18 protein-coding genes are annotated in these 21,831 nt (G+C 41.3%); 12 read left to right on the top strand and 6 right to left on the bottom strand.

Features of this window, described 5'->3' with window-relative positions; genetic code table 11:
- The first annotated feature begins 164 nt into the window (after nucleotides 1-164).
- From FK004_RS02815 to FK004_RS02800, 4 genes are all read left to right on the top strand, one after another.
- Entirely contained in the window at nucleotides 165-5,009 is a 4,845-nt protein-coding gene (locus FK004_RS02815; protein WP_108735878.1) for a PKD domain-containing protein, read from the top strand.
- 57 nt (nucleotides 5,010-5,066) lie between these two features.
- On the top strand, nucleotides 5,067-6,842 hold the full coding sequence (locus FK004_RS02810; protein WP_108735877.1) for a T9SS type A sorting domain-containing protein: 1,776 nt from the start codon (nucleotides 5,067-5,069) through the stop codon (nucleotides 6,840-6,842).
- A gap of 138 nt (nucleotides 6,843-6,980) precedes the next feature.
- On the top strand, nucleotides 6,981-7,283 hold the full coding sequence (locus FK004_RS02805; RefSeq protein WP_108735876.1) for a hypothetical protein: 303 nt from the start codon (nucleotides 6,981-6,983) through the stop codon (nucleotides 7,281-7,283).
- 8 nt (nucleotides 7,284-7,291) lie between these two features.
- Nucleotides 7,292-8,368 (top strand): DNA topoisomerase IB, encoded by a 1,077-nt coding sequence (locus FK004_RS02800; protein WP_108735875.1) that lies wholly within the window; start codon nucleotides 7,292-7,294, stop codon nucleotides 8,366-8,368.
- Here the strand turns inward: FK004_RS02800 and FK004_RS02795 are convergent.
- Nucleotides 8,365-9,066, bottom strand: a complete 702-nt coding sequence (locus FK004_RS02795) for a DUF421 domain-containing protein (protein WP_108735874.1) — start codon at nucleotides 9,064-9,066, stop codon at nucleotides 8,365-8,367. The genes FK004_RS02800 and FK004_RS02795 overlap by 4 nt on opposite strands.
- Nucleotides 9,067-9,214: 148 nt before the next feature.
- Here FK004_RS02795 and FK004_RS02790 point away from each other — a divergent pair, with 148 nt between their 5' ends.
- Entirely contained in the window at nucleotides 9,215-9,565 is a 351-nt protein-coding gene (locus tag FK004_RS02790; RefSeq protein ID WP_157956010.1) for a hypothetical protein, read from the top strand.
- A gap of 15 nt (nucleotides 9,566-9,580) precedes the next feature.
- On the opposite strand, the gene FK004_RS02785 is transcribed toward FK004_RS02790, so the two are convergent.
- Nucleotides 9,581-10,171 carry a riboflavin synthase gene (locus FK004_RS02785; protein WP_108735872.1) on the bottom strand — a complete coding sequence of 197 codons (591 nt, stop codon included), beginning with the start codon at nucleotides 10,169-10,171 and terminating at the stop codon, nucleotides 9,581-9,583.
- Nucleotides 10,172-10,234: 63 nt separating this feature from the next.
- Here FK004_RS02785 and pdxA point away from each other — a divergent pair, with 63 nt between their 5' ends.
- From pdxA to accC, 6 genes are all read left to right on the top strand, one after another.
- The gene (gene pdxA / locus FK004_RS02780) at nucleotides 10,235-11,269 is read left to right on the top strand and encodes a 4-hydroxythreonine-4-phosphate dehydrogenase PdxA (RefSeq protein ID WP_108735871.1); all 1,035 of its coding nucleotides are present in this window, start codon (nucleotides 10,235-10,237) and stop codon (nucleotides 11,267-11,269) included.
- 86 nt (nucleotides 11,270-11,355) lie between these two features.
- Nucleotides 11,356-11,901, top strand: a complete 546-nt coding sequence (locus tag FK004_RS02775) for a YceD family protein (protein ID WP_108738734.1) — start codon at nucleotides 11,356-11,358, stop codon at nucleotides 11,899-11,901.
- Nucleotides 11,902-11,910: 9 nt separating this feature from the next.
- The gene (gene rpmF, locus FK004_RS02770; RefSeq protein ID WP_108735870.1) at nucleotides 11,911-12,105 is read left to right on the top strand and encodes a 50S ribosomal protein L32; all 195 of its coding nucleotides are present in this window, start codon (nucleotides 11,911-11,913) and stop codon (nucleotides 12,103-12,105) included.
- A gap of 256 nt (nucleotides 12,106-12,361) precedes the next feature.
- Nucleotides 12,362-13,357 (top strand): beta-ketoacyl-ACP synthase III, encoded by a 996-nt coding sequence (locus FK004_RS02765; protein WP_108735869.1) that lies wholly within the window; start codon nucleotides 12,362-12,364, stop codon nucleotides 13,355-13,357.
- Between the two features lie 26 nt (nucleotides 13,358-13,383).
- Entirely contained in the window at nucleotides 13,384-13,866 is a 483-nt protein-coding gene (gene accB / locus FK004_RS02760) for an acetyl-CoA carboxylase biotin carboxyl carrier protein (protein ID WP_108735868.1), read from the top strand.
- Between the two features lie 59 nt (nucleotides 13,867-13,925).
- Nucleotides 13,926-15,272 (top strand): acetyl-CoA carboxylase biotin carboxylase subunit, encoded by a 1,347-nt coding sequence (accC, locus tag FK004_RS02755; RefSeq protein ID WP_108735867.1) that lies wholly within the window; start codon nucleotides 13,926-13,928, stop codon nucleotides 15,270-15,272.
- Between the two features lie 219 nt (nucleotides 15,273-15,491).
- Here accC and FK004_RS02750 read toward each other — a convergent pair whose 3' ends face one another.
- The 4 genes from FK004_RS02750 to FK004_RS02735 all read right to left on the bottom strand — a co-directional run bounded on the left by FK004_RS02750 (nucleotide 15,492) and on the right by FK004_RS02735 (nucleotide 20,287).
- Nucleotides 15,492-16,253 (bottom strand): protein phosphatase 2C domain-containing protein, encoded by a 762-nt coding sequence (locus FK004_RS02750; protein ID WP_157956009.1) that lies wholly within the window; start codon nucleotides 16,251-16,253, stop codon nucleotides 15,492-15,494.
- 105 nt (nucleotides 16,254-16,358) lie between these two features.
- Entirely contained in the window at nucleotides 16,359-17,042 is a 684-nt protein-coding gene (locus FK004_RS02745; RefSeq protein WP_108735865.1) for a hypothetical protein, read from the bottom strand.
- Nucleotides 17,043-17,134: 92 nt separating this feature from the next.
- Nucleotides 17,135-18,331, bottom strand: a complete 1,197-nt coding sequence (locus FK004_RS02740) for a C1 family peptidase (RefSeq protein WP_108735864.1) — start codon at nucleotides 18,329-18,331, stop codon at nucleotides 17,135-17,137.
- 54 nt (nucleotides 18,332-18,385) lie between these two features.
- A complete protein-coding gene (locus tag FK004_RS02735; RefSeq protein WP_108735863.1) occupies nucleotides 18,386-20,287 on the bottom strand; it encodes a S9 family peptidase in 1,902 nt (633 codons plus the stop codon).
- 200 nt (nucleotides 20,288-20,487) lie between these two features.
- Between FK004_RS02735 and FK004_RS02730 the strand changes: the two genes are divergently transcribed.
- Nucleotides 20,488-21,231, top strand: a complete 744-nt coding sequence (locus tag FK004_RS02730) for a transporter (protein ID WP_108735862.1) — start codon at nucleotides 20,488-20,490, stop codon at nucleotides 21,229-21,231.
- The last annotated feature ends 600 nt before the right edge of the window (nucleotides 21,232-21,831 follow it).

The following is a 21,831-nucleotide window of genomic DNA, read 5'->3' as shown; positions in this document are numbered from 1 at the left end:
GTCATTAAAATTATGAGTTCATTTTGAGATTTTATAGCTGTTAAGTTACAAAAATGCGAATATGAAGGTGATTTTGTTAACCGCTTTGATAGTAGTTTAAATATGAATACTTTAGGAAAATATTAGCAATCTAAATCTTGCAGTATTAACCAAAATCACCTATTATGAAACAAATTTACTTAACGCGGAAAAGGAAGCTATTTCTTCTTCTCCAATGCCTTTGCTGGCTTTTATTTTCGAGTGTGCTACACGCACAAAATCCAATTCATCTTTCCTGGAACAGTGAAACAGGCTGTCAGGTTTATGAAGACCGGGAAAAAGGTTATGATGAACTTATTTTGGATGGTATATGTGTCCGGGTGTGTGAAAACACTTCTGTCACCTATACTTTAAATGGGACTGATCCGGGATGGCAATCTCCGACCTGGCAGGTAGCAGGTGGGGTTATCACGGCTCAGGCCGGAAATACCTGTACTGTAAAATGGGGCCTCGCCGGAACGGGTGCTGTAACTGCAACTGTAAATACCCCAACGGGTATCCAGCATGTGAAAACCATTTGCATCGAAATTATAAATGGGCCCCGTGCCAGTTTTGGTTTATTCCCAAATCTGGATGCTAAAACTGGCAGTGTTTGCCGAGATGAAATCCTATTTTTCACCAATACTTCCAGTCCAAATGGCGGATCGGATTTAATTTCCTATTATTGGGATTTTGGCGATAATACCTTTTCGTCTGCTTTTGAACCAAGCCATACCTATACTGCTGAAGGGAATTATACAGTTACCCTGACGGTACGGAATGCCTGTAATTGTGTAAGTGTACGTACGATGAAAATACGGGTATTGAGCCCAAGTTTCGAGATCATCTGCCCTGGAGTAGTTTGCGAAGGGGAACGTGCTACCTATTCATTGTCTGATGAAGCAAAAGAATTATGCGGAGAATTTATATGGAGTGTAAAAGGTGGAACTATTGTTGGAGATCCGCATAGTTTTGAAATTACTGTGGATTGGGATCAGGTTGATGAAAGTGGTTTCGGCTATGTAACTTTTGATCCAAAAGGATGTAAAACAAAATGTTATACCCCAACCACCATAAAAATACCGGTAATTAAAAATAAAGGTACTATAAAAGGGGAAACAGTCGTTTGTGAAGGACAGCCTTATCATTATACATTACCGCAATGGCCGGATACCAATTTTATCTGGACCTTAATCGATAATGGCACAGGTGCTACGATGGTTATTACCGATCAGAGGAATGAGGTTATCATTAGAACCGAACACCCTGGTGATATAGAATTACGTGCCGTATATAAAAATGAATTACTGAATTGCGGTGGTACGGCTTCATTACGAATCAGTGTATTGCCTGTAGCCTATGTTAACGGACCCTTGGAAATGTGTGAGGGACAACAAGGAGTATACAGTATTAGCGGCGGGTATTATGCCAATTGGGTCCTGAATGGGCCGAATACCAATCTTACAGGAAGTGGCACCAGTTTCTCTGCTAATTTCCAGTTTCCGGGAAGTTATACCTTACAGGTTTCTTCAAGCGATTTTTGCAAGCCTTCGGTAATTGTAATTAACGTAGGTGCTTTACCTGCAATGCCTCCGGCAATTACAGGGCCATTACAAATGTGCCCGGATACGCCTTTACAATATTCTATTACTGGAAATGCTCCCGGAGTAATCACACGATGGGAAGCCGTTAATGGTGAGATCGTGGGTAGTAGTACCGGAAATGAAGTTACTGTAATATTTAATGGTGCAGCGACATCACCATTTGTCTTAAATACCTGGAATGAAAGTACAAATTCGCCCTACTGTCGCTCCTTAGTGCGCAGCACTGTTATCGGACGCCTGGTCGTTCCTACGGTGGTGACCGGAAATCAGGCAGTTTGTCCGAGTTCCTATGAGAGCTATAGTGTTGGCTATACTGCAGGAGACCAGTATACCTGGAGTATCGCAAGTAATTTGGGAAGTATAAGTTCCGGTAACGGGACACCCACTGTACAGGTATTGTGGAATCAGGTAACAACAACACAAGTAGTAGACCTGCAATTGACGATACGCAAATGTGGTAAAAACTATACTACAGTATATCCGGTGAAAATTTTAGCTTCGCCAGTTTTTACGATTACAGCACCGCAATTGATATGTAGAGGTGAGAATTACGCACCGGTAGTGTCATCTTCGCCGGCCTTAACCTCATGGCAATCGATTACCTGGGATTTTGGAGATGGTACGATTATTACTAATGTCGTAAATCCCGTACATCTTTATACGCAATTGAATGGTAACGACACCAATTATACGGTTACTGTTACAGTTGTTGGGGCTAATGGTTGTACGAGTACAGTCACTACTACACGTCAGATTACCGTTATGCCTTCTCCGGTAGCTTTGATTACACCGGGTAATGATTTTGCATTTTGTACTCAGGGTGAGATTAATGATCTACTGACAGCTACAATACAAACAGGGTACGGATCTGTTTCCGGAATAGAATGGTATTATAATAATACACTGATTCCTGGTACAAGTGGTGTTTATTCGTATGCTCCGACAAATTTTGGTAAATACTATGCTATTGTAAGAAATACCAATAACTGTCAGACCAAAACGAATGAAGTTAATATTATACAATCCTGTGGCACAAGTCCTGGTTGTACTATCAGCCCAGCACCACAGGTTAATGTATCATTAATCAATAATTGTGGAACCATTACCGCTTCGGGATCATTTAATGGTAGTCCAATTGGAGTGAGCTGGTCACAAAGTCCAAACATGACAGCAGGCCCACAAACCAATACTTCGGCGCAATTTACCGTTACCAAAGCAGGTAACTATAGCGTTTTTTATTTTGTGACCTATACAGGGACCAATGGGGAGCCATGTACCGTATTCCGTCAGGCTAATGTCATAGTGCCTTATATTCCGGATGTGAAATATAATGTAAGCTGTGGCGCAACACCGGGTACTTATGCCGTTACCTTACTGGATGCTTCTAATTTCTATACTGGAACGTCAATTCAAAACTGGCAGTTTATCGTAGATGGCAACACCGTATCGAATGGTGGAAACAACCAGCATACGCTTTCTCTGACACCAGGGCTACATACAGTAGAACTACGGATTTCAGGGGGTGGTGCTCCGGCCTGTTCTAAAACAATTACAGTAGATCTTCAGGCATTTCCAACTGCGAATTTCTCTTTTGTAGATTACACTTGCCTGGATGCAGGAGTGCATTTTAGCGTAGCCAACCAACCAGGGATGACCTATTTATGGGAGTTTGGTGATGGATCCAGCAATACACAACAGAATCCGGATAAGAAATTTGCTACAGGTGGTATTAAAAACGTAAAACTGACCGTAACTAACAAATACGGATGTTCTACCAGTATGACCAAAACAGTGAATGTTCGCTTTATGAGTATTGAAGGATATTTAAATACTCCGGCAAGAGCCTGTAAAGGTGGTGTCATAACCTTGCAGTATGTTAATCAGGGTACAGTAACACCACAGAATTTTTACTGGATGCAGGGTCAGACATTATTAGGGACAACCTCGACAGGTACTTTCCCGGTAACACAATCCGGTAATTACTGGGTAATTGCAGAAGATCAGTACGGCTGTAAGAAAACCAATATTTCAGGAGTGAATGCTGTTTTTGCTTCGGCTCCTTCAGTGGTATTCACAGGGCCTAATGCAGTATGTGCGGGTCAGTATTTTGAACTTTCGGCGAATGCAGGCCCGAATATAACCTATATATGGCAATTGAATGGGGCGACGATTCCAGGTACAACACTACCAAAGTTAGCCCAGATATTATACTACCCAGGGACCTATACCTATACCGTAATCGCGACAGGTTCGGATGGTAATGGAGGATTTTGTAGTACAGCCGTAAGCCATACGGTTACAGTATATGATGTTCCGGGACAACCGCAGCTGAGTTTTACAATGGATAATTGCAACCGTTATAGAATTAAATTAGAAGCTACCGGAAGTGGTCCGGGTACTTATACCTGGAGTAACGGTATGCAGGGCAGTGAGATTTTTGTGACGGAAGGTGGACCTTATCAGGTTCGTTTTACCAATCCATCGGGTTGTAGTACTACAGCACAATTTGAAGTACCAAAAAATCCGGAAAACTATCTTTGGATTTTCCCATCGGGTTGTTATGTCTTCTGTTATAAACAATCGACAAACATTCTAATAGGCCCTGCGGCCAGTTTCCCGTATTGGGAATGGACATTGAATGGCAATATCGCTAGTTCAGGCTCCGGAGCTGTAGCACCTTATATGGTATCGAATCCTGGAACGTATACCTTAGCACTTGATAATGGCTTGTGTGAAAAGAGAAGTAAACCAATGGATGTGATATTGAAAGACTGCCAGCGTTGTCTGTTTGAAGTGGAAATAAAAGATATCACTGTAGATTCAAAACCATTCTGTCATTATGTAGTTCATATGAATATCTATAATCCATATGGTTATGATATAGTAGTGAATCTTTCAGCACCGGGTACAGGAATCTTCCAGCCAGGAAGCCTTTTGGTACAACCGGGTAATAATCCGTATAGTGTGAATTTTATTCCTACTACTGGATTTATGGGAGGCTCTGTGAATATGGTATTTGAAGCAGAACTGAAAAAATCAGAACTGTGTCAATCAACCAGAAAAGTAAATTTCCCGGCACTTTGTTATAGCTCTCGCCCTGTAGAAGTTACAGAAGGTGACGTTGTAACCGATTTTGATGAGCTGATGATCGTACCGAATCCGGTTAAATCCGATACGGAATTACGATACCATTATGCAGGTAAAGATGTTCCGCAAAGAACTATCGAAATCTATAGTATAATGGGGTATTTACTGGAATCCTATAGTCCGAAAGACGCTGTAGGGGTTTGGAAAGTAAACTTATCGCGCTATCCTTCAGGACAATATATTGTCGTCATGAAAGAGAATGGTGTTATTAAGATACAGAAGAATTTAGCTAAAAACTAATCACAAAGGCTGGCAGAAAGAAATTTCTGCCAGCTTTTATTTATAACAAATTGGACTATGAAGCACAATTACAATTTAATATTATTTACCTTTTTATGGCTGTCCTTTCCGATAGTACTTCAGGCTCAAGCGTGGCAATGGGGGAAAAGGGGTGGCAGTACAGATGAAATACCTGCTTCCAGTTTGAACAACGAAGAGCATGTAAAAGCAATGACTACAGATGAGAACGGGAATGTATACCTGCTTTCTCCTATTGGTATTGCCAATGCAGATGTAGATGGGCATCAAAAGAATACATACAGTGAATATGGCGGCGGCGGTGGTGCTAATATCGATTATGTAATAGCCAGTTTTGACTGTTCCGGGAACTACCGATGGTCAAAAGTTATTGGTGGCAGCGGCAGTGATGTGTTATTGGGATTGGAAACGGATGGCCTCGGTCACATTTATACTACAGGTAGGGTGATCCGAAATTCTCCAAACTTTCCCGTACATTTTGGCAGCGAAGGTGTGGCAAACGATACGATATTGCCCTATGGAGTGGGCAACCAAAATAAAGCCTCGCTTTTTGTGGTGCAATATACTACAGAAGGTGTAATGAACTGGTTGCGGATGCCGCAGGCCGCAGATGTTTCTGAAATTGATGCCACCAATGGGCAGACATCAGTGCATTTAAGTGTTGATGCATCGGGCAATGTATTCTGGATTTGTTATATCCTGCCCGGGAGTTATGCGCAGGGTGATTTTGTCAATACTACACCAGGCCGGTCTTTGTGTATGTTTAAATATGATGTTAATGGCAATTTCGTAGGAGCCTTTCCTATCGATATGCAACTGGGAGGTTCTGCGGTCAATCATTTGAAAATGGTACGGAATCCTGCTAATGGGAATTTATATATAGCAGGCTATAAGTCCTTATTGAGTGATGATACGGTGATTATGGGCGGGCAAAATGTTAACAATCACTTGTATATTGCGGCATTTAATGCTTCAGGAAGCTATTTGTGGAAAAAGGAAAATACCCTGACCACCAGTTATTCACTGGATATGGATATTACGCTGGATACTACAGGGACATTATATGTTACAGGTGCCACCGTGAGTGGTGACGGATTTAATGGCCAGATTTTTACAGCCACCGACAACCAGCCTTTTCCTTTTGTTCTTTCGATGAATAGCAATGGAAATACACTTTGGCAAACGAATGCTACGACGAATAACAGTGTTTTTGGAGATGGGATAGCGGTACATGGTAATGAGGTTTTTATTACGGGAGGTAATGCCGGAAACCTGAACTGGTCCGGAAGCCAACTGACAGTGCCAACGAACAGCGGCTATAAAGTTTTTACCGCACGATTTAACCGGCAAACAGGAAGCCTGAATGCACTTACCATGTTAAACGGTAGTTTTGGTTTCAGTGATTTTGGTACTGCAACGACTGCAGATAGTGCAGGGAATTATTATGTGGGAGGGAAATTTGGCAGCCAGCTTCAGGTTGCGGGACAAACGTTGCTCAACACGGGACAGCAGACGGACTTCTTTATAGCAAAATATGGAACAGCAACTTGTGAGGTTTTGTCTGTTGGAAGTTCAGCATTAAAAACACTACAAGTCTATCCAAATCCAACCAACGGTATCCTTACTATAGTTCAGGATACGCCACAAGTGCTTCATTATACGTTGTATACTCTTTTAGGTGCTGTAATTGCCCAAGGAGAAGTGAGCGAAATACAATCCCAAATAGATCTTAGTATGGCGACAACAGGAATCTATATGGTACAACTTACCGATAGTAAAGGCGGTGAACAGTGGGTGAAAGTGGTGAAAAAATGATTCGATGAAAATAGAGGCTACACATCCAACAAGTAAGGAAACACTTACTTTAACAAAGATTTGACAAGCTGTAAAATGTTTCATTGAAAAATAATTGTAATTTTAGTAGAACTAAATGACTAACTAAAAACTAAAATTATGAAAAGAATGTTTCACTACGCCCCCGTCTCGAAAGCATTGAGCGAGTTGGCCGACAAAGGATATTCGGTGGATTTTAATCTGCAGGAAGAACGGATTAAACACAGTCCTGAAGAATTTACAATTGATGAGGTATACCGCTATGAAGGAGAATCTGATCCGGGTGATGAGGCTACCGTTTATGGAATTACCTCTTCGAATGGGGAAAAAGGGGTTTTTGTAGCTGGATTTGGTGCTTTTACTGAAAAAAGTGCTGCCAAAGTATTACATACCCTCAGTATTGGTGACCGTGAAAACGAATAGTTCAGTACATGAACCGGCTTCAGGCAAAATTAGAGAAAATAGGCAGTGATCCTAAGATTACTGCCCGGGCAGCAGGACTTCGGTATGCTGTCCATAGTACTAAAGGCTACTTCCGACGCAAGAAAGGGAGTAGCTTTTATTATGTAGATGAGGAAAATAACCGGATCACAGACAAAGAAATCCTAGAAAGGATTCAAAAACTGGTCATCCCGCCAGCCTGGGAAGAAGTGTGGATTTCTCCTTACGAGAACGGCCATTTGCAAGTGACCGGAATGGATACCAAAGGACGCAAGCAATACCGTTACCATCCCCAATGGAATAAAATCCGGAACCAATCTAAATTCTTTCGGTTGCGGCGGTTTGCAAAAGCATTGCCGCTAATACGGGAACAGGTGGAAAAAGACCTGAACCGGAAGGGACTTCCGTATGAAAAGGTAATTGCACTGGTGATTAAACTCATCGAATTAACCAATATCCGTATTGGGAATGAAGCCTACAAAAAATTATATGGCTCGTTTGGACTTACCACTTTGCGGGATCGGCATGTGCATTTCGATAAGTCGAAAGTCTATTTTGATTTTAAAGGAAAGAAAGGGGTGATGCACAAGATCAGCCTGCAGAGTAAAAGGATGGCGAACCTGGTTAAAAAATGCAGGGATATTCCCGGGCATGACCTGTTTCAGTATTATGATGATGACGGAAAACACCATTCTATAGGATCGGAAGATGTGAACCATTATCTTAAGGAAATTACCGCTGAAGATTTTACCGCTAAAGATTTTCGGGTTTGGGCCGGAAGTGTGAATGCGTTGTGTGCTTTCCAGGAAATAGGGGAGCATGTTACACTATCCGATTGTAAGAAAAAAACAATAGAAGTTATCGATGCCGTTGCAGCAAAATTAGGAAATACCCGCACCGTCTGTAGAAAGTATTATGTGCATCCTACAGTTATTGAGGCTTATGAGAAAGGATCCATCTGGCATTATGTACCGAAAAAAGCCAAAGTCAGTGATACGCTTACCGCAGAAGAAATGCAGTTGCTTAAATTGCTGGAAAATGAGAATATTGCAGAAGTGATAGGCTAGCGTACACGTATCGTATTAATCGCTTTTACCCATTCCTTTCGGTTGCATCGGGTACAGTTGTGCTTCGTTGGTTGTAGCTCTGTTATTGTGCCACAAAAGCTACACGCATAAAGCCCAGGTGCTGGAATTGTTTCCGATTTCTGTTTGTAAAGTTGGGGGAGTATTGGTAAGCCATATTTGACATCTTCGTCCGCATAATAATAAATACTAATATTGCCCGAAGTTTCTATGATGGCTTGCTGTACCTGACCCAAATGTGAGATGCTGCTCGCTCGTAATTCCGAAAAGAACTCATCGTAAGCAAGAGGTTCTTTTTTGAAATTCTCAATTGCAAAACGACCGTCTTGAATAAGGCAGGTGCAGGTCCCTTCAATAAGTCTTTCAAACGTCTCATGTTTCCCAACAAAATAAGTAGTGATTTTATACGCCAGAATGATGCAGATAAATACGATTATACCGCTGAGCAATCCCACCTCTTTATAAAACATAGGGTCACCTGCAGCAGAACCCAGGCTTATAATAACGACAAGTTCAAAAACAGAAAGTTGTTTTACGCCTCTTTTGCCTAACAAACGGAGGCTGAAAAGGATGATGACATACATGATGAGGGTACGTAACACTACTTCGGGATAGAAAGTCCAGTTTTCTTCTCCGAATAATATCGCGCTCCAGTCAAAGTCCTGTTTAAGTTCGTCCATAGTGTTACTGATTTAAATACTTTAACTATAAAGTAGCAGTTTGGAATATAAGATCTCTAAAAAGTAAGTTAATTTAAAAGAGGTCATTACAGGTAGTATCCGATTAAAAGCAGAATTTACCGATGACTTGCAAATCAATATTATATTTGTGAAAACAATTACAATTTTAAGACTTTTCCAGCGTTTTTTATTTAATTTTGCGGCTCATGAAAATGGATCCCCCATGAAGTTTAAAATGAAAGCCTGTTATTGTATAATACTCTTGCTGTTTAGCCTAAGTGCTGTTTCGCAAGTTACGCCGCCGCCGTATGGTTGTGAGGATTGTACCGAAGATTATAATAATGGAGTAATTACCCAACAACAATATATAGCTTGCCTCCAGCAATATAATTGTGATAGTCCGCTATTGCCTATTGGAAGTACTACTATGACCGTAGTATTGCTTGCTTCCGGAATAGCACTTGGCTTTTATGGTATGCAAAAAAAGAAAAAAGCCTGATATACAGGCCTTTTTTTACTTTCCTAATCCTTGCAGGCGGGCTACATATTTTCCGATTACATCAAATTCAAGATTGATTTTATCTCCGGATTTCAGGGTTTTGAAATTCGTATGTTCATACGTATAAGGTATAATCGCTACACTAAAGGAGTTTCGTTTCGAGTTGACTACAGTTAGGCTTACCCCATTTACCGTAATGGAACCTTTTTCGATCGTAATGTTATTTTGCGCCGCGTCATATTCGAAGGTATAATACCAGCTTCCTTCTGCCGTTTCTACACTACTACACGTTCCGGTTTGATCCACATGTCCCTGTACAATATGGCCGTCCAGGCGATCGCCCAGTTTCATGCCGCGTTCCAGATTAATAATATCACCAATTTTCCAGTCTCCGATAGTTGTTTTTTCAATCGTTTCCCGCACGGCTGTGACTGTAAACGAGTCGGCTTCCAGTGCTACTACTGTCAGGCAGATGCCATTATGTGAGATGCTCTGATCTACTTTTAGTTCATTCGATAGCGAAGAAGCAACAGTCAGATGCAGATTGTCGCCTTCTTTTGCTATATTTTTTATGAAACCTGATGTTTCGATGATTCCTGTAAACATTCCTTAATTTTATTTTCTTAAATTTGCACCTCAAATTTAGCAATAAATAATTAAGTACTCGTAATGAATAAAGCAGAAAATATTAAGCTGGGAATTTCGATTGGAGATTTAAACGGTATTGGAAGCGAAGTGGTTTTGAAAACATTTGAAGATAGTCGGATGTTGGAATTCTGTACGCCCATTATTTTTGCAAATGTGAAGATATTGTCATTCCTGAAAAAAAATCTTGAACTGACCTCTAACCTGCATGGAATTGATAAAATAGACCAGGCACTGACCGGAAAGGTAAATGTGCTGAATGTATGGAAGGAAGGCGTAAATATCGAGTATGGTGTAAATGATCCGGTTGTAGGTTCTTATGCGGTAAAATCCTTTGTAGCTGCTACAGACGCTTTAAAAGAAGGGCTGATCGATGTTTTGGTAACCGCTCCAATCAACAAATACAATATACAGTCGGAAGATTTTCATTTTCCCGGACATACGGATTACCTGGGTCAGGAGCTTGAAGGAGATGCCCTGATGTTAATGGTGTCGGATGCCCTTCGGGTGGGATTATTGACCGATCATATTCCGGTGAACGAAATTGCATCTCACCTGACCGAAGAACTGATCCGCAAAAAGATACTGACCGTCAAAAAGTCACTGGCTCAGGATTTTACAATTAATAAGCCTAAAATTGCCGTATTGGGATTGAATCCTCATTGTGGTGATAATGGCGTGATAGGAAAGGAAGATGATGAGATCATCAAACCAGCGATTAAGAAATTGTTCGAACAGGGAACACTGGTTTTTGGGCCTTATGCTGCGGATAGCTTTTTTGGAAGCAACCAATATGAAAAATTTGATGCTATTATAGCGGTGTATCACGATCAGGGGCTAATTCCTTTTAAGACCTTGTCTTTTGGGAATGGTGTTAATTATACTGCGGGCCTGGATAAAGTGCGAACGTCACCAGATCACGGTACTGCCTATGATATTGCCGGAAAAGGAATAGCCGATTTTACCTCGTTCAAAGAAGCGGTGTATAAGGCAATTGATATCTATAATGCCCGAAATGAGTATAAGGAAATCACCAGCAATCCTTTAAAAATGAAATAAAAAGATTTATTAACAAAAAAATGTTTGTAACCCCTTTTGGATTTACAATTATTTTATATCTTTGCACGCTCAAAACTGTTGATGAAATGAATGCGACTAAAGAATTTTTAATTCCGTTTATAGGATTAAAATTGGGGAAACATCAGTTTGAATATCAAATTAATAAAGAGTTCTTTGAAAACTTTGATTATGACGAATATGACGATGTCAACATCAAAGTAAATGTAGTTTTAGAGAAAAAAGCCACAATGCTGGAGCTTGCCTTTAAGCATAAAGGAACGATAAACGTTCCATGCGACCAAACGGGAGAGTCTTTTGACCTGCCAATAAAAGGGAAGATTAATGTGGTCGTGCAATTTGGTGATGCCTATAATGATGACAATGAAGAATTGCTCATTTTGCCTCACGGAGAACACCAGGTAGACGTGTCACAATACATCTATGAGATGATTGTGCTATCTGTGCCCTCTAAAAGAATTCATCCCGGTGTAAAGGACGGAAGTTTACAATCCGAAACCCTTGACAAACTGAATGAATTACGGCATAAAGAAGAACCAGAACAAACTGAAGAAGAGAATACGGACCCGCGCTGGGACAAATTAAAACAACTATTAACGGATAAAAAAAAATAATATAGTAAGATGGCACATCCTAAGAGAAAAACCTCGAAAACAAGAAGAGATAAGAGAAGAACACATTACAAAGCATCTGTTCCTCAAATTGCAACATGTCCTATAACAGGCGAAGCACACTTATACCACAGAGCTTACTGGCATGAAGGTAAAATGTATTACAGAGGTCAGGTTGTAATTGACAAACAGGAAGCTGTTGCTTAATACGATTTTATAATTAGAATTGAAACTCTCCCTAGTGAGAGTTTTTTTTGTTTACCGAAATTTTGAGCCCCTGGATTTTAATAATTTAGCATGGAATTATACTTTTGCGTCCTAAATTATCAGAACCCGGTTTCAGATTGTTGGAGATAATTATAGTTTCGAGTTAAATATTGCGAAAAAGCAATAAGGTTTTGATTTTTTTTGTAATTTCCACCTCTTTTCAAATTAACAATTTGTTAAGAAAACAAACGACCCTATGAATACAATTACAGCCGCTATCACCGCTGTTGGTGCTTATGTACCGGATTTTGTGCTATCAAACAAGGTATTGGAATCTATGGTTGAAACCAATGACGAATGGATAACTTCACGCACTGGAATCAAAGAAAGACGCATTCTTAAAGAAGAAGGAAAAGGAACTTCTTTTTTGGCGATTAACGCAGCCAAAAATTTAATTGAAAAATCGGGTCTTGACCCTAAAGATATTGATCTGGTATTATTGGCAACGACCACGCCGGATATGCCCGTTGCTTCTACCGCAGTGTATGTGGCAACAGAAATTGGAGCTGTAAATGCTTTTGCCTACGACCTCCAGGCTGCCTGTTCAAGTTTTTTATACGGAATGTCGACTGCTTCGGCCTATATCGAGTCCGGGAAATATAAAAAAGTACTACTGATAGGCGCTGATAAAATGTCCTCTATTATAGATTACACCGACAGGGCAACCTGTATCATATTTGGTGATGGTGCCGGAGCGGTGCTTTTTGAAGCCAATAATGAAGGACTTGGCATTCAGGATGAATATTTACGAAGTGATGGAATTGGAAGAGAATACCTGAATATTGCTGCCGGTGGATCCATACTTCCCCCCTCAGCAGCCACCGTTGAAAACAAACAACATTTTGTACATCAGGACGGGAAAACCGTTTTCAAATATGCCGTTTCCGGTATGGCTGATGTCAGTGAAAAAATAATGCAGCGCAACAATCTTACTAAAGAAGATATTAACTGGCTGGCTGCTCATCAGGCCAACAAACGTATTATTGATGCTACTGCATCACGAATGGGACTGGACGAATCTAAAGTCCTGGTCAACATCCAGAAATACGGAAATACTACCTCCGCAACATTACCCTTATTACTTAGCGATTTCGAACACCTTTTCAAAAAAGGCGATAATATTATTTTTGCCGCTTTTGGTGGCGGATTTACTTGGGGATCTATATATCTCAAATGGGCATACAACAAATAATAAACTAAACAAAAAAGACAAATATCATGGATTTAAGAGAAATTCAAAACCTAATTAAATTTGTAGCTAAATCAGGTGCAACAGAAGTAAAATTAGAGATGGACGATATCAAAATCACTATCAAGACTACTAATGAAGCTGCATTGGCTGAAACCACGGCGTATGTACAGCATGTACCGGTACAAACTGCTTTGCCACAGGCTAACGCAGGTTTGCCAACAAGCCCGGCAACACCAGTAACCCCGGTTGCAGTGGAAGAAAATGCACATTACATTACTGTAAAATCACCAATTATTGGGACATTATACAGAAAACCATCTCCAGACAAACCGGTTTTTGTTGAAGTAGGAAGCACAATCAGCAAAGGAGATGTTCTTTGTGTAATTGAAGCAATGAAATTGTTCAACGAGATCGAATCTGAAGTAACTGGTAAAATCGTGAAAGTTTTAGTTGATGATGCTTCTCCGGTAGAATTTGACCAACCTTTATTCTTAGTTGATCCGTCATAATCTGAAGATTCATATCGATTTCTAATTTTCAATTGTTTTTAATTTTCAAATTGTAAAGGATGTTTAAAAAAATATTAATTGCCAACAGAGGAGAGATTGCACTTCGTGTGATCAGAACCTGTAAAGAAATGGGCATCAAAACGGTAGCCGTTTATTCTACTGCCGATGCAGAAAGCCTACATGTACGCTTTGCTGATGAAGCAGTGTGTATCGGGCCTCCGCCAAGTAACCTGTCTTACCTGAAGATGTCTAACATCATTGCAGCGGCAGAAATTACTAATGCTGATGCTATCCACCCTGGATATGGTTTCTTATCTGAGAATGCAAAATTCTCTAAGATCTGCCAGGAACACGGAATCAAATTTATTGGGGCTTCTCCGGAAATGATTGACAAAATGGGAGATAAGGCTTCGGCTAAAGCAACCATGAAAGCGGCAGGAGTACCTACAATTCCAGGATCAGAAGGTCTTTTGGAATCGTATGAGCAAACGAAACAACTGGCAAAAGAATTCGGATATCCTGTGATGCTGAAAGCAACTGCTGGTGGTGGAGGTAAAGGAATGCGTGCCGTTTGGAAAGAAGAAGAACTGCAAAAAGCATGGGATAGTGCGCGTCAGGAAGCTGCGGCTTCTTTCGGTAACGACGGGATGTACCTGGAGAAACTAATCGAAGAGCCACGCCACATTGAAATTCAGGTGGTTGGAGATGCTTATGGTAAAGCCTGTCACCTTTCGGAAAGAGACTGTTCCGTTCAAAGACGTCACCAAAAACTAACCGAAGAAACGCCGTCTCCATTCATGACCGATGAACTTCGAGAAAAAATGGGTGCAGCAGCTGTAAAAGCAGCAGAATTTATTAAATATGAAGGCGCCGGTACGGTAGAGTTTCTGGTGGACAAACACCGTAACTTCTACTTCATGGAGATGAATACCCGTATCCAGGTAGAGCACCCGATTACAGAGCAGGTAATTGATTATGACCTGATCCGTGAGCAGATTTTAGTAGCTGCTGGTGTGCCGATTTCCGGTAAAAACTACCTTCCGCAGTTACACGCTATCGAATGCCGTATCAATGCAGAAGATCCGTACAATGATTTCCGCCCTTCTCCAGGGAAAATCACTACCCTTCATACTCCAGGTGGGCATGGCGTACGTCTGGATACTCATGTGTATTCCGGTTATACCATTCCGCCAAATTATGATTCCATGATTGCAAAATTAATCACGACTGCGCAAACACGTCAGGAAGCGATTAACAAAATGAAACGCGCATTGGATGAATTCGTGATTGAAGGTGTTAAAACAACAATTCCATTCCACAGACAGCTTATGGATGATCCGGCTTATGTAGAAGGTAATTATACGACCAAATTCATGGAAAGCTTCGTAATGAACGATCCGGAATAAGTGTAGCAATACAATAAATATAGAACCCTGTAGTAATGCAGGGTTTTTTTATGGCATGCCGCGCCGAAAAAGCGCGCCGGGCTATCCGCTTTTAGTCCTCGCGTCGTCGTTCCTCCTTGCTGTGGGCTAACCGCTGCTATCCCTCATGCGACCTCTCGTAAGATTGCAATTTATTTTTACATAGCAGAATATACCATTCTAAAAATCGGGGCTGTTTTGTTAAAGGGTAGCCGTCTTCCGGATTCGAATCATTGAAAAATCATCCGTGGGCTGGAGGCCGTATTCGTTGGCTAATACTTTCAGTTTTAAGGTCAGCATCTCTTCTGTCTCGGAATGCAGTGTGTCGGCTGTCAGGTAGTGCTGTACATCAATAGTATCCGATTTTGTTTTTGCCATTTTCTCAAATGTAAAAATACCGTCTGTGGCTATACTGAGATCCTGAATCGTATCAAAGGTTATTTTCTGTAGTTGCCCTGCATAAAACGTTTCGAAATCATCAGATAAATGAAAACCCAGGTAATCCGGTTTGTTGTCCTGTTCAAATTCGGTGACGGTACCATTAATGCTCACCATTCCATCACCAATTACCAAGACAATGCCTTCTTCTGTAGCGGTATCGATAAGCATAATTATAAGCGTTGTAAGCAATTCTTTAGTGTCCAGCATGAGTTGGTTCCGGACGGTCTTTAGGTCTTCTAATAGGGCTTTAAGCAATGATTTTAGTTCCTGCTCAATAGGATGTGCGCTTTCATTTTTAACAACCAGCTCCTGGTAGCTTTTCTCAAGGCATAGTTTTTTTAAAATCTTTCCGACTAAAGCCGAAGCAAAATGGCTATCAAGAGCCATAGTGCAGCCGTCCATTACGGCACAAAGCAGTTTGTTTTTTCCAAATGCACCCGTATAGAGATAGTCTTCGCAGTGATTGAAATGATAGGCTCCAATTTGTAGTGCATTATAGATTTTAAAAGAGGTATTCGGCATAGGCAAGGGTGGGCTGTAACACACAGCGGGTGGGTAAATTGAGATTGTCATTGGTGCCTGCAAAAATAAAGAATTTGCCAGGAATAGGACTTATAAAATCAGTGCTTAAAATCGGGAGTTATTCCGGATCTCTTTTCTTTCATAGATGATGCGGTGGCCACTGCTGCCAGTACGGGGCTCCCATTGTTGTGTCGTTTGTGTCGTCGAGCCATTGGTCGTTCGTGTTTCATTGATCAGTCGGCCTTTTCGGGAGTCCGAGAAATCAGCATCAGGATTCAGGTGTTCCTGTATGCCTTTTTGAAGCGTATTAAATCCGTAATTATCGTCAGTAATATAAATGTACAGTGCTTTGGCACCGGGGACACCAAAAATACGATCTAGGAAAAAAGGGGTGCCTGTTGGAATGATGTCAACAGGACGGTTTAGGGTAATGTGAAAACGCGTGTTAAAGGAATCTTCTATTTTGGGGCGGTCCTGGTAGATAATGCTTTTAATCGTGTCCCAGGCAATATATTTATTGCGGTTCCATCGGGGTTCTACGATATAAAAACCAAGTGTATCGTAGGTAATCGTGTCGGGAGGTGTAGTGGAACTACTGCTGAATTGCAGCCTAATATTGGTAAAGAAACAGAGATAAAGAAATACTGGAAGAACTATGAATACCCCACTGATCAAATACCCCATAAAGGTGTCAATATTCATGCGAAACAGGAACACCAGTAACGCAACGCCGACAGCTGTAAATAGGAGTAGGATTGCTTTTATAAACAGGAAAGCGGAAAATTTCATGAATGTAGGTGTTTAGGTAAATACAACAGCGCCGTCCAAAAGAGCAGGGCTCTTACCGGACGGCGCTGTAAGCTACAAAAAATCTAAAAGATTTAGATGTTTAGTTTTTTGGAAATTCCGGAAGGAATACCATTTTTGTTCAATAGGATAGCTGTAGTTTTATATTTTATAAAGTTTTTGCTCATGTACAGGTAACCTTTGTAGTCATTGGTCGCGCCCCAGGAGTTTTTAACGATATAATATTCTTTGCCATTTTGGTCTTTAGCCAATCCCACGATGTGCATTCCGTGGTCATCAGTAGTTTGATAATTGTCAAAAGCAGCCTGACGCATCGCATCTGTGATGGTCGGTTCGTCTCTTGGGCCTACAAACATATCTTCCTTTTCGGCAGGTGTCATTTCAGCGAAATTTTTGGTTGGAACATACGCCATACCATTTTTCCAGCTGAATCCTTTTTCGCTTACATCACCCGCCCAAGCTACAGAATAGCCTTTCTTAAGGGCGTTGTCAATAACATCGGTCAATTCCGCAAGTTTCACGTTGTATACCTGGTCAAATGACCAGTTGTCAGGAACCAATAGGGTGAATTTGCTGTACATTGGATAGTCTGTAAAAGAAGAAATCTCCACATAATCATCCGGATTGATACCAATCACATCTTTGGCAAATGTTATTGGGGTATATTTTTTTCCTTTATAGGTAAAGCTTTCCGGTACGGTACCCAGATAAGTGTCGATTACACCCGTATATGCTTTTTCCCAGGCTGGGGTCAGCTGTCCATTCCCATTTTTTACTACGCCTTCCAGTACGCCTTTCATCAGGTCGCCCATCTCGCCAAATTTATTATTTGCAGTACCATAGTTCAATCCGGTATAGATATCCTGAGGTACAGCACCATATTTGCGGTACATGTTGATTACGTCGTGTAACGCACCACCATCGCCTAAGGTTACCGCACCGTGCATACGCACATAGTTTTTCCCTTTTTCAACATAGGCGTTACGGGCTGTAAAAATCTGTGAAATTGCCACTGGCTCTTTTCCCATACGGATCATTTCTGACTCGATAAAAGAGTTGGCCGAATAACTCCAGCAGGTTCCTGAGGAGCCCTGATTTTTTACAGGCGTATTTTCAATATTGATTACTTCAGTAAATTTAAAAGCATCTTTACTGTTTTTACTTTGGTTGCTGCTTAGTGAGTTTACCAGGTAATCCTGGGCAAATCCCGAGCCCATCCCCATGAATAGGGCCGAAGCCAGTAGTAGGGGTCTCATTTTTAATGTATGCATGATTCTAGTTTGTTTAATAAAATAAGTCGTGACGTTCGAGGAAACGTTACAGTATTATAGGGTTTCTTTTAGCCATTTGAAATACTCACGTTGCCAGATCAGGGCATTTTGTGGTTTCAGGACCCAGTGATTTTCTTCCGGGAAATACACAAAACGGCTTTTGATTCCTTTTAGCTGAGCAGCCTGGAAAGCTTCCTGTCCTTGTCCTATTGGAACACGGAAATCTTTACCACCTTGGAAAATCATGATTGGTGTATCCCAGTTGTTGATGTAGTTGATCGGATTGAATTCGCCATACGCTTTTCGGGTATCCTTGTTATCTTCCCAATATGCACCACCGTGATCCCAGTTGTTAAAGAAGATTTCTTCGGTAGTTCCGTACATGCTTTGCAGGTTGTATACGCCATCATGTGCAATAAAAGTTTTGAAGCGCTTGTTGTGGTTTCCGGCAAGATAGAATACAGAATAACCACCAAAGCTGGCGCCTACACAACCCAGTCGTGCATTATCTACATAGGATTCTTTTGCCACATCATCAATAGCCGATAGGTAATCTTTCATTACCTGTCCACCCCAGTCTTTACTGATAGCTTCATTCCACTCCACGCCATGGCCCGGCATACCGCGACGGTTCGGGGCTACAACAATATAGCCCTGTGCTGCCATCACCTGGAAGTTCCAACGGAAAGAATAAAATTGAGTCAGTGCCGATTGTGGCCCGCCCTGGCAATATAATAGGGTAGGGTATTTTTTACTTTTATCAAAGTTAGGGGGAAGGATCACCCATACCAGCATTTTCTTGCCATCGGTAGTGGTTACATAACGTTTTTCACTTTGGCTCATTGCCGTATTTTTGTATACTGCTTCATTAGTGAAAGTAAGCTGTTTCCAGTCTTTCTTTTTCAGGTCATACGAATACAATTCAGCAGCGTGATTGAAGTCAGTGCGGGAAACGATGATTTTGCCTGCAGCAAATCCAACAATTCCGGCAACGTCAAAGTTACCATCAGTCAGTTGTACAACTAAAGGCATTTTTCGGGTCATCCCCGGATAATCCACTTCAAATAACTGGATGGTTCCGTCCACTGCAGCCAGGAAATAGACTTTTTTACCATCTTCACTCCATCGGTATTCGCTTACGGTACCGTCCCATTGTTGGGTTAGGTTCATTTTGATCCCATTATTGCTAACGATCAGGTCATTTTTATCCGCTTCAAAACCATCTCTTTTCATCTGTAGCCAGGTCAGTTGTCCCTTTGGCGAAAACTGTGGCGCCGTATCATATCCCAGGTTGCCTTCGGTCAGGTTTTTAGTCTGTTTGGTTTCCAGGTTATATTCGTAAATATCAGTATTCGTGCTTGTCGCATATTCCGTACCGTATTTTTTCTTCGCTACATACACGATGCTTTTGCTGTCTGGTGACCAGATATAATCCTCGTCACCACCAAAAGGACGTTGTGGGCTGTCGAATTTTTCACCAGCCTGAATGTCTACACCGATGCTTTTATCTTTATTATCTTTATAAAATACATGGTTGTAGAGGCCTTCATTCCACGCGTCCCAATGCCTGTAGTTCAGGGCATCGTACACTTGTACATCCGATTTTCCCAATTCCGGGTAAAAATCTTTCCCCAATACTTTCTCTTCTTTTACCTCTTCATTATACACAATGAATTTCCCGTTTGGGGCAATATTCTTATCCTGTAAAAGCGATTTAAAATCGGTGATTTCCACAGCGGTACCACCTTGTACCGGAACCGTATAATATTTGGAATCCGATTTGTTTTCGCTCATTACCGGAGTCGAAACTTTATAAACGATATTTTTCTGGTCTTTGGTAATTCCCAAAGCGCTCACCCGCCCCAATTTCAGGAGCTGTTCCGGTGTCATTGCTGTTTGTGCCATAGCAGATTGCATACTGAAAATCCCCAACAGGATAATAAATGATTTTTTCATAAGGGTTTAAAATAAAGGCCTAAAAGTACACCTTTATATTCAAAAGGCAAAGATTGAGAGGCTGTTGTATGCATTTTTACATCGGCTTATGCAAGTCCGTGACATTATAGAAATGTTAAGGTATGCCGATGTCCGGTAGGATTATGCTTAAATTAGTGATAATAGGAAAACCCGACTGCTAATTTAACCGACTATTGTTCATGAAAAAAATCTGCTTTCTTATCATTTTTGCCTTGTTAGGCTACACTGCGGAAGCCCAGGATATCGAAACCGATAGGCCCGATCAGACCGAAACGCCAGCGATAGTTCCCAAAAACCGATTCCAGGTCGAGATGGGATTTTCACATGAACAGACGGATGTTTCCGACCGTCTCTTCACGGTGCCTACAGCTTTGGTGAAATATGGTGTCAATGATTTTTTTGAAATACGGGTGGAAGCGGAAGTGGCTAATGAAAAAACAGCAGAAGGGAAAGCTTCCGGCCTGCAGCCGCTGAAGTTAGGGGTTAAGACCAAACTCTGGAAAGAAAAAGGACTGTTGCCCAAGACTTTACTATTGGTGCAATTGCAGTTTCCCAAATGGGCTTCCCAGGATTTTGAAGTGCAACACCTGGCACCTGAAGTGCGGTTGCTGATGAGTAATACGCTCTCGAAAAAAGTAAAATTAAGCTACAATCTGGGGGCCGAATGGGATGGAGAAGGGGATACACCGGAATATGTCTATACGCTATCACCGAATGTCCAGTTGAGCAAAAAAGTAAAGCTGTTTGTCGAAGCTTATGGTTTTTTCCAAGTCAGCCACCATGCACAACAATGGGTCGATGGCGGTTTTATGTATGCCATTTCCAAAGACGTACAACTCGATATTTCTGCAGGTTATGAATTGACCGCTACAGGGCAGTACCATAATTTTTTTGAATCGGTAGGGCTTTCTTTTAGGATTTAGCCGGCCTGTTGCATTAGAGTAAATTACCGGGCCGGTTCCACGTCTAAAAATAATAGTTTTTTTATTTTCGTCGGTATTTCGTATGGTGTTATATAGGATCCCTTGTAACCCCAGTAAATAAAGATAGCCACCGCTGGCCTGTATTCCTGTTTTTGTCGTTTCTACGACCCGTCCCCCGACGTATATTTATACGCTATAGGACGTGTCGCGACCACACTTGAGACGTGTCGCGACCACACCTGGGACGTGTCAGATGCACACTTTACCGTGGTCGTGTCCACACTTTGGTGTGATCGCGACCTCGATTCAACGTATCAGATGCACACTTATCACGTATCGCGACCACACTTTGGCGTGGTCATGTTCACACTTTAGTGTGGACGCGACCTCGATTCAACGTATCAGATGCACACCAAAGTGTGGTCGCGACCACTGGAACTGTATAGAATATAAGCATACTGAAAAGGCAACTAAACCTTTGAAGCTAAATATTTATAAAGGTAACGGCATTGATGCAACCAAGCGTGAAAAGATTGACTTTAGCAATTATCCGAAATTACTTCGGTATTTTCAAGATTCTGGCAAAGTTGGTTGTACAAA

The sequence above is a fragment of the Flavobacterium kingsejongi genome (assembly GCF_003076475.1).
Classification (GTDB): Bacteria; Bacteroidota; Bacteroidia; order Flavobacteriales; family Flavobacteriaceae; genus Flavobacterium; species Flavobacterium kingsejongi.
The sequence above is the reverse complement of the archived record's forward strand: the minus strand, read 5'-3'. Positions and strand labels throughout refer to the sequence as shown.

Bases quoted from the DNA above. Each gene is read 5' to 3' on its own strand.
- FK004_RS02750 (WP_157956009.1), bottom strand. From the start codon at position 16,253: ATGCCGAATACCTCTTTTAAAATCTATAATGCACTACAAATTGGAGCC.
- FK004_RS02735 (WP_108735863.1), bottom strand. From the start codon at position 20,287: ATGAAAAAATCATTTATTATCCTGTTGGGGATTTTCAGTATGCAATCT.
- FK004_RS02740 (WP_108735864.1), bottom strand. From the start codon at position 18,331: ATGCATACATTAAAAATGAGACCCCTACTACTGGCTTCGGCCCTATTC.
- FK004_RS02775 (WP_108738734.1), top strand. From the start codon at position 11,356: ATGAATGCGACTAAAGAATTTTTAATTCCGTTTATAGGATTAAAATTG.
- FK004_RS02810 (WP_108735877.1), top strand. From the start codon at position 5,067: ATGAAGCACAATTACAATTTAATATTATTTACCTTTTTATGGCTGTCC.
- FK004_RS02785 (WP_108735872.1), bottom strand. From the start codon at position 10,171: ATGTTTACAGGAATCATCGAAACATCAGGTTTCATAAAAAATATAGCA.
- FK004_RS02730 (WP_108735862.1), top strand. From the start codon at position 20,488: ATGAAAAAAATCTGCTTTCTTATCATTTTTGCCTTGTTAGGCTACACT.
- FK004_RS02800 (WP_108735875.1), top strand. From the start codon at position 7,292: ATGAACCGGCTTCAGGCAAAATTAGAGAAAATAGGCAGTGATCCTAAG.
- FK004_RS02805 (WP_108735876.1), top strand. From the start codon at position 6,981: ATGAAAAGAATGTTTCACTACGCCCCCGTCTCGAAAGCATTGAGCGAG.
- accB (WP_108735868.1), top strand. From the start codon at position 13,384: ATGGATTTAAGAGAAATTCAAAACCTAATTAAATTTGTAGCTAAATCA.
- FK004_RS02795 (WP_108735874.1), bottom strand. From the start codon at position 9,066: ATGGACGAACTTAAACAGGACTTTGACTGGAGCGCGATATTATTCGGA.
- accC (WP_108735867.1), top strand. From the start codon at position 13,926: ATGTTTAAAAAAATATTAATTGCCAACAGAGGAGAGATTGCACTTCGT.
- pdxA (WP_108735871.1), top strand. From the start codon at position 10,235: ATGAATAAAGCAGAAAATATTAAGCTGGGAATTTCGATTGGAGATTTA.
- FK004_RS02765 (WP_108735869.1), top strand. From the start codon at position 12,362: ATGAATACAATTACAGCCGCTATCACCGCTGTTGGTGCTTATGTACCG.
- FK004_RS02745 (WP_108735865.1), bottom strand. From the start codon at position 17,042: ATGAAATTTTCCGCTTTCCTGTTTATAAAAGCAATCCTACTCCTATTT.
- rpmF (WP_108735870.1), top strand. From the start codon at position 11,911: ATGGCACATCCTAAGAGAAAAACCTCGAAAACAAGAAGAGATAAGAGA.
- FK004_RS02815 (WP_108735878.1), top strand. From the start codon at position 165: ATGAAACAAATTTACTTAACGCGGAAAAGGAAGCTATTTCTTCTTCTC.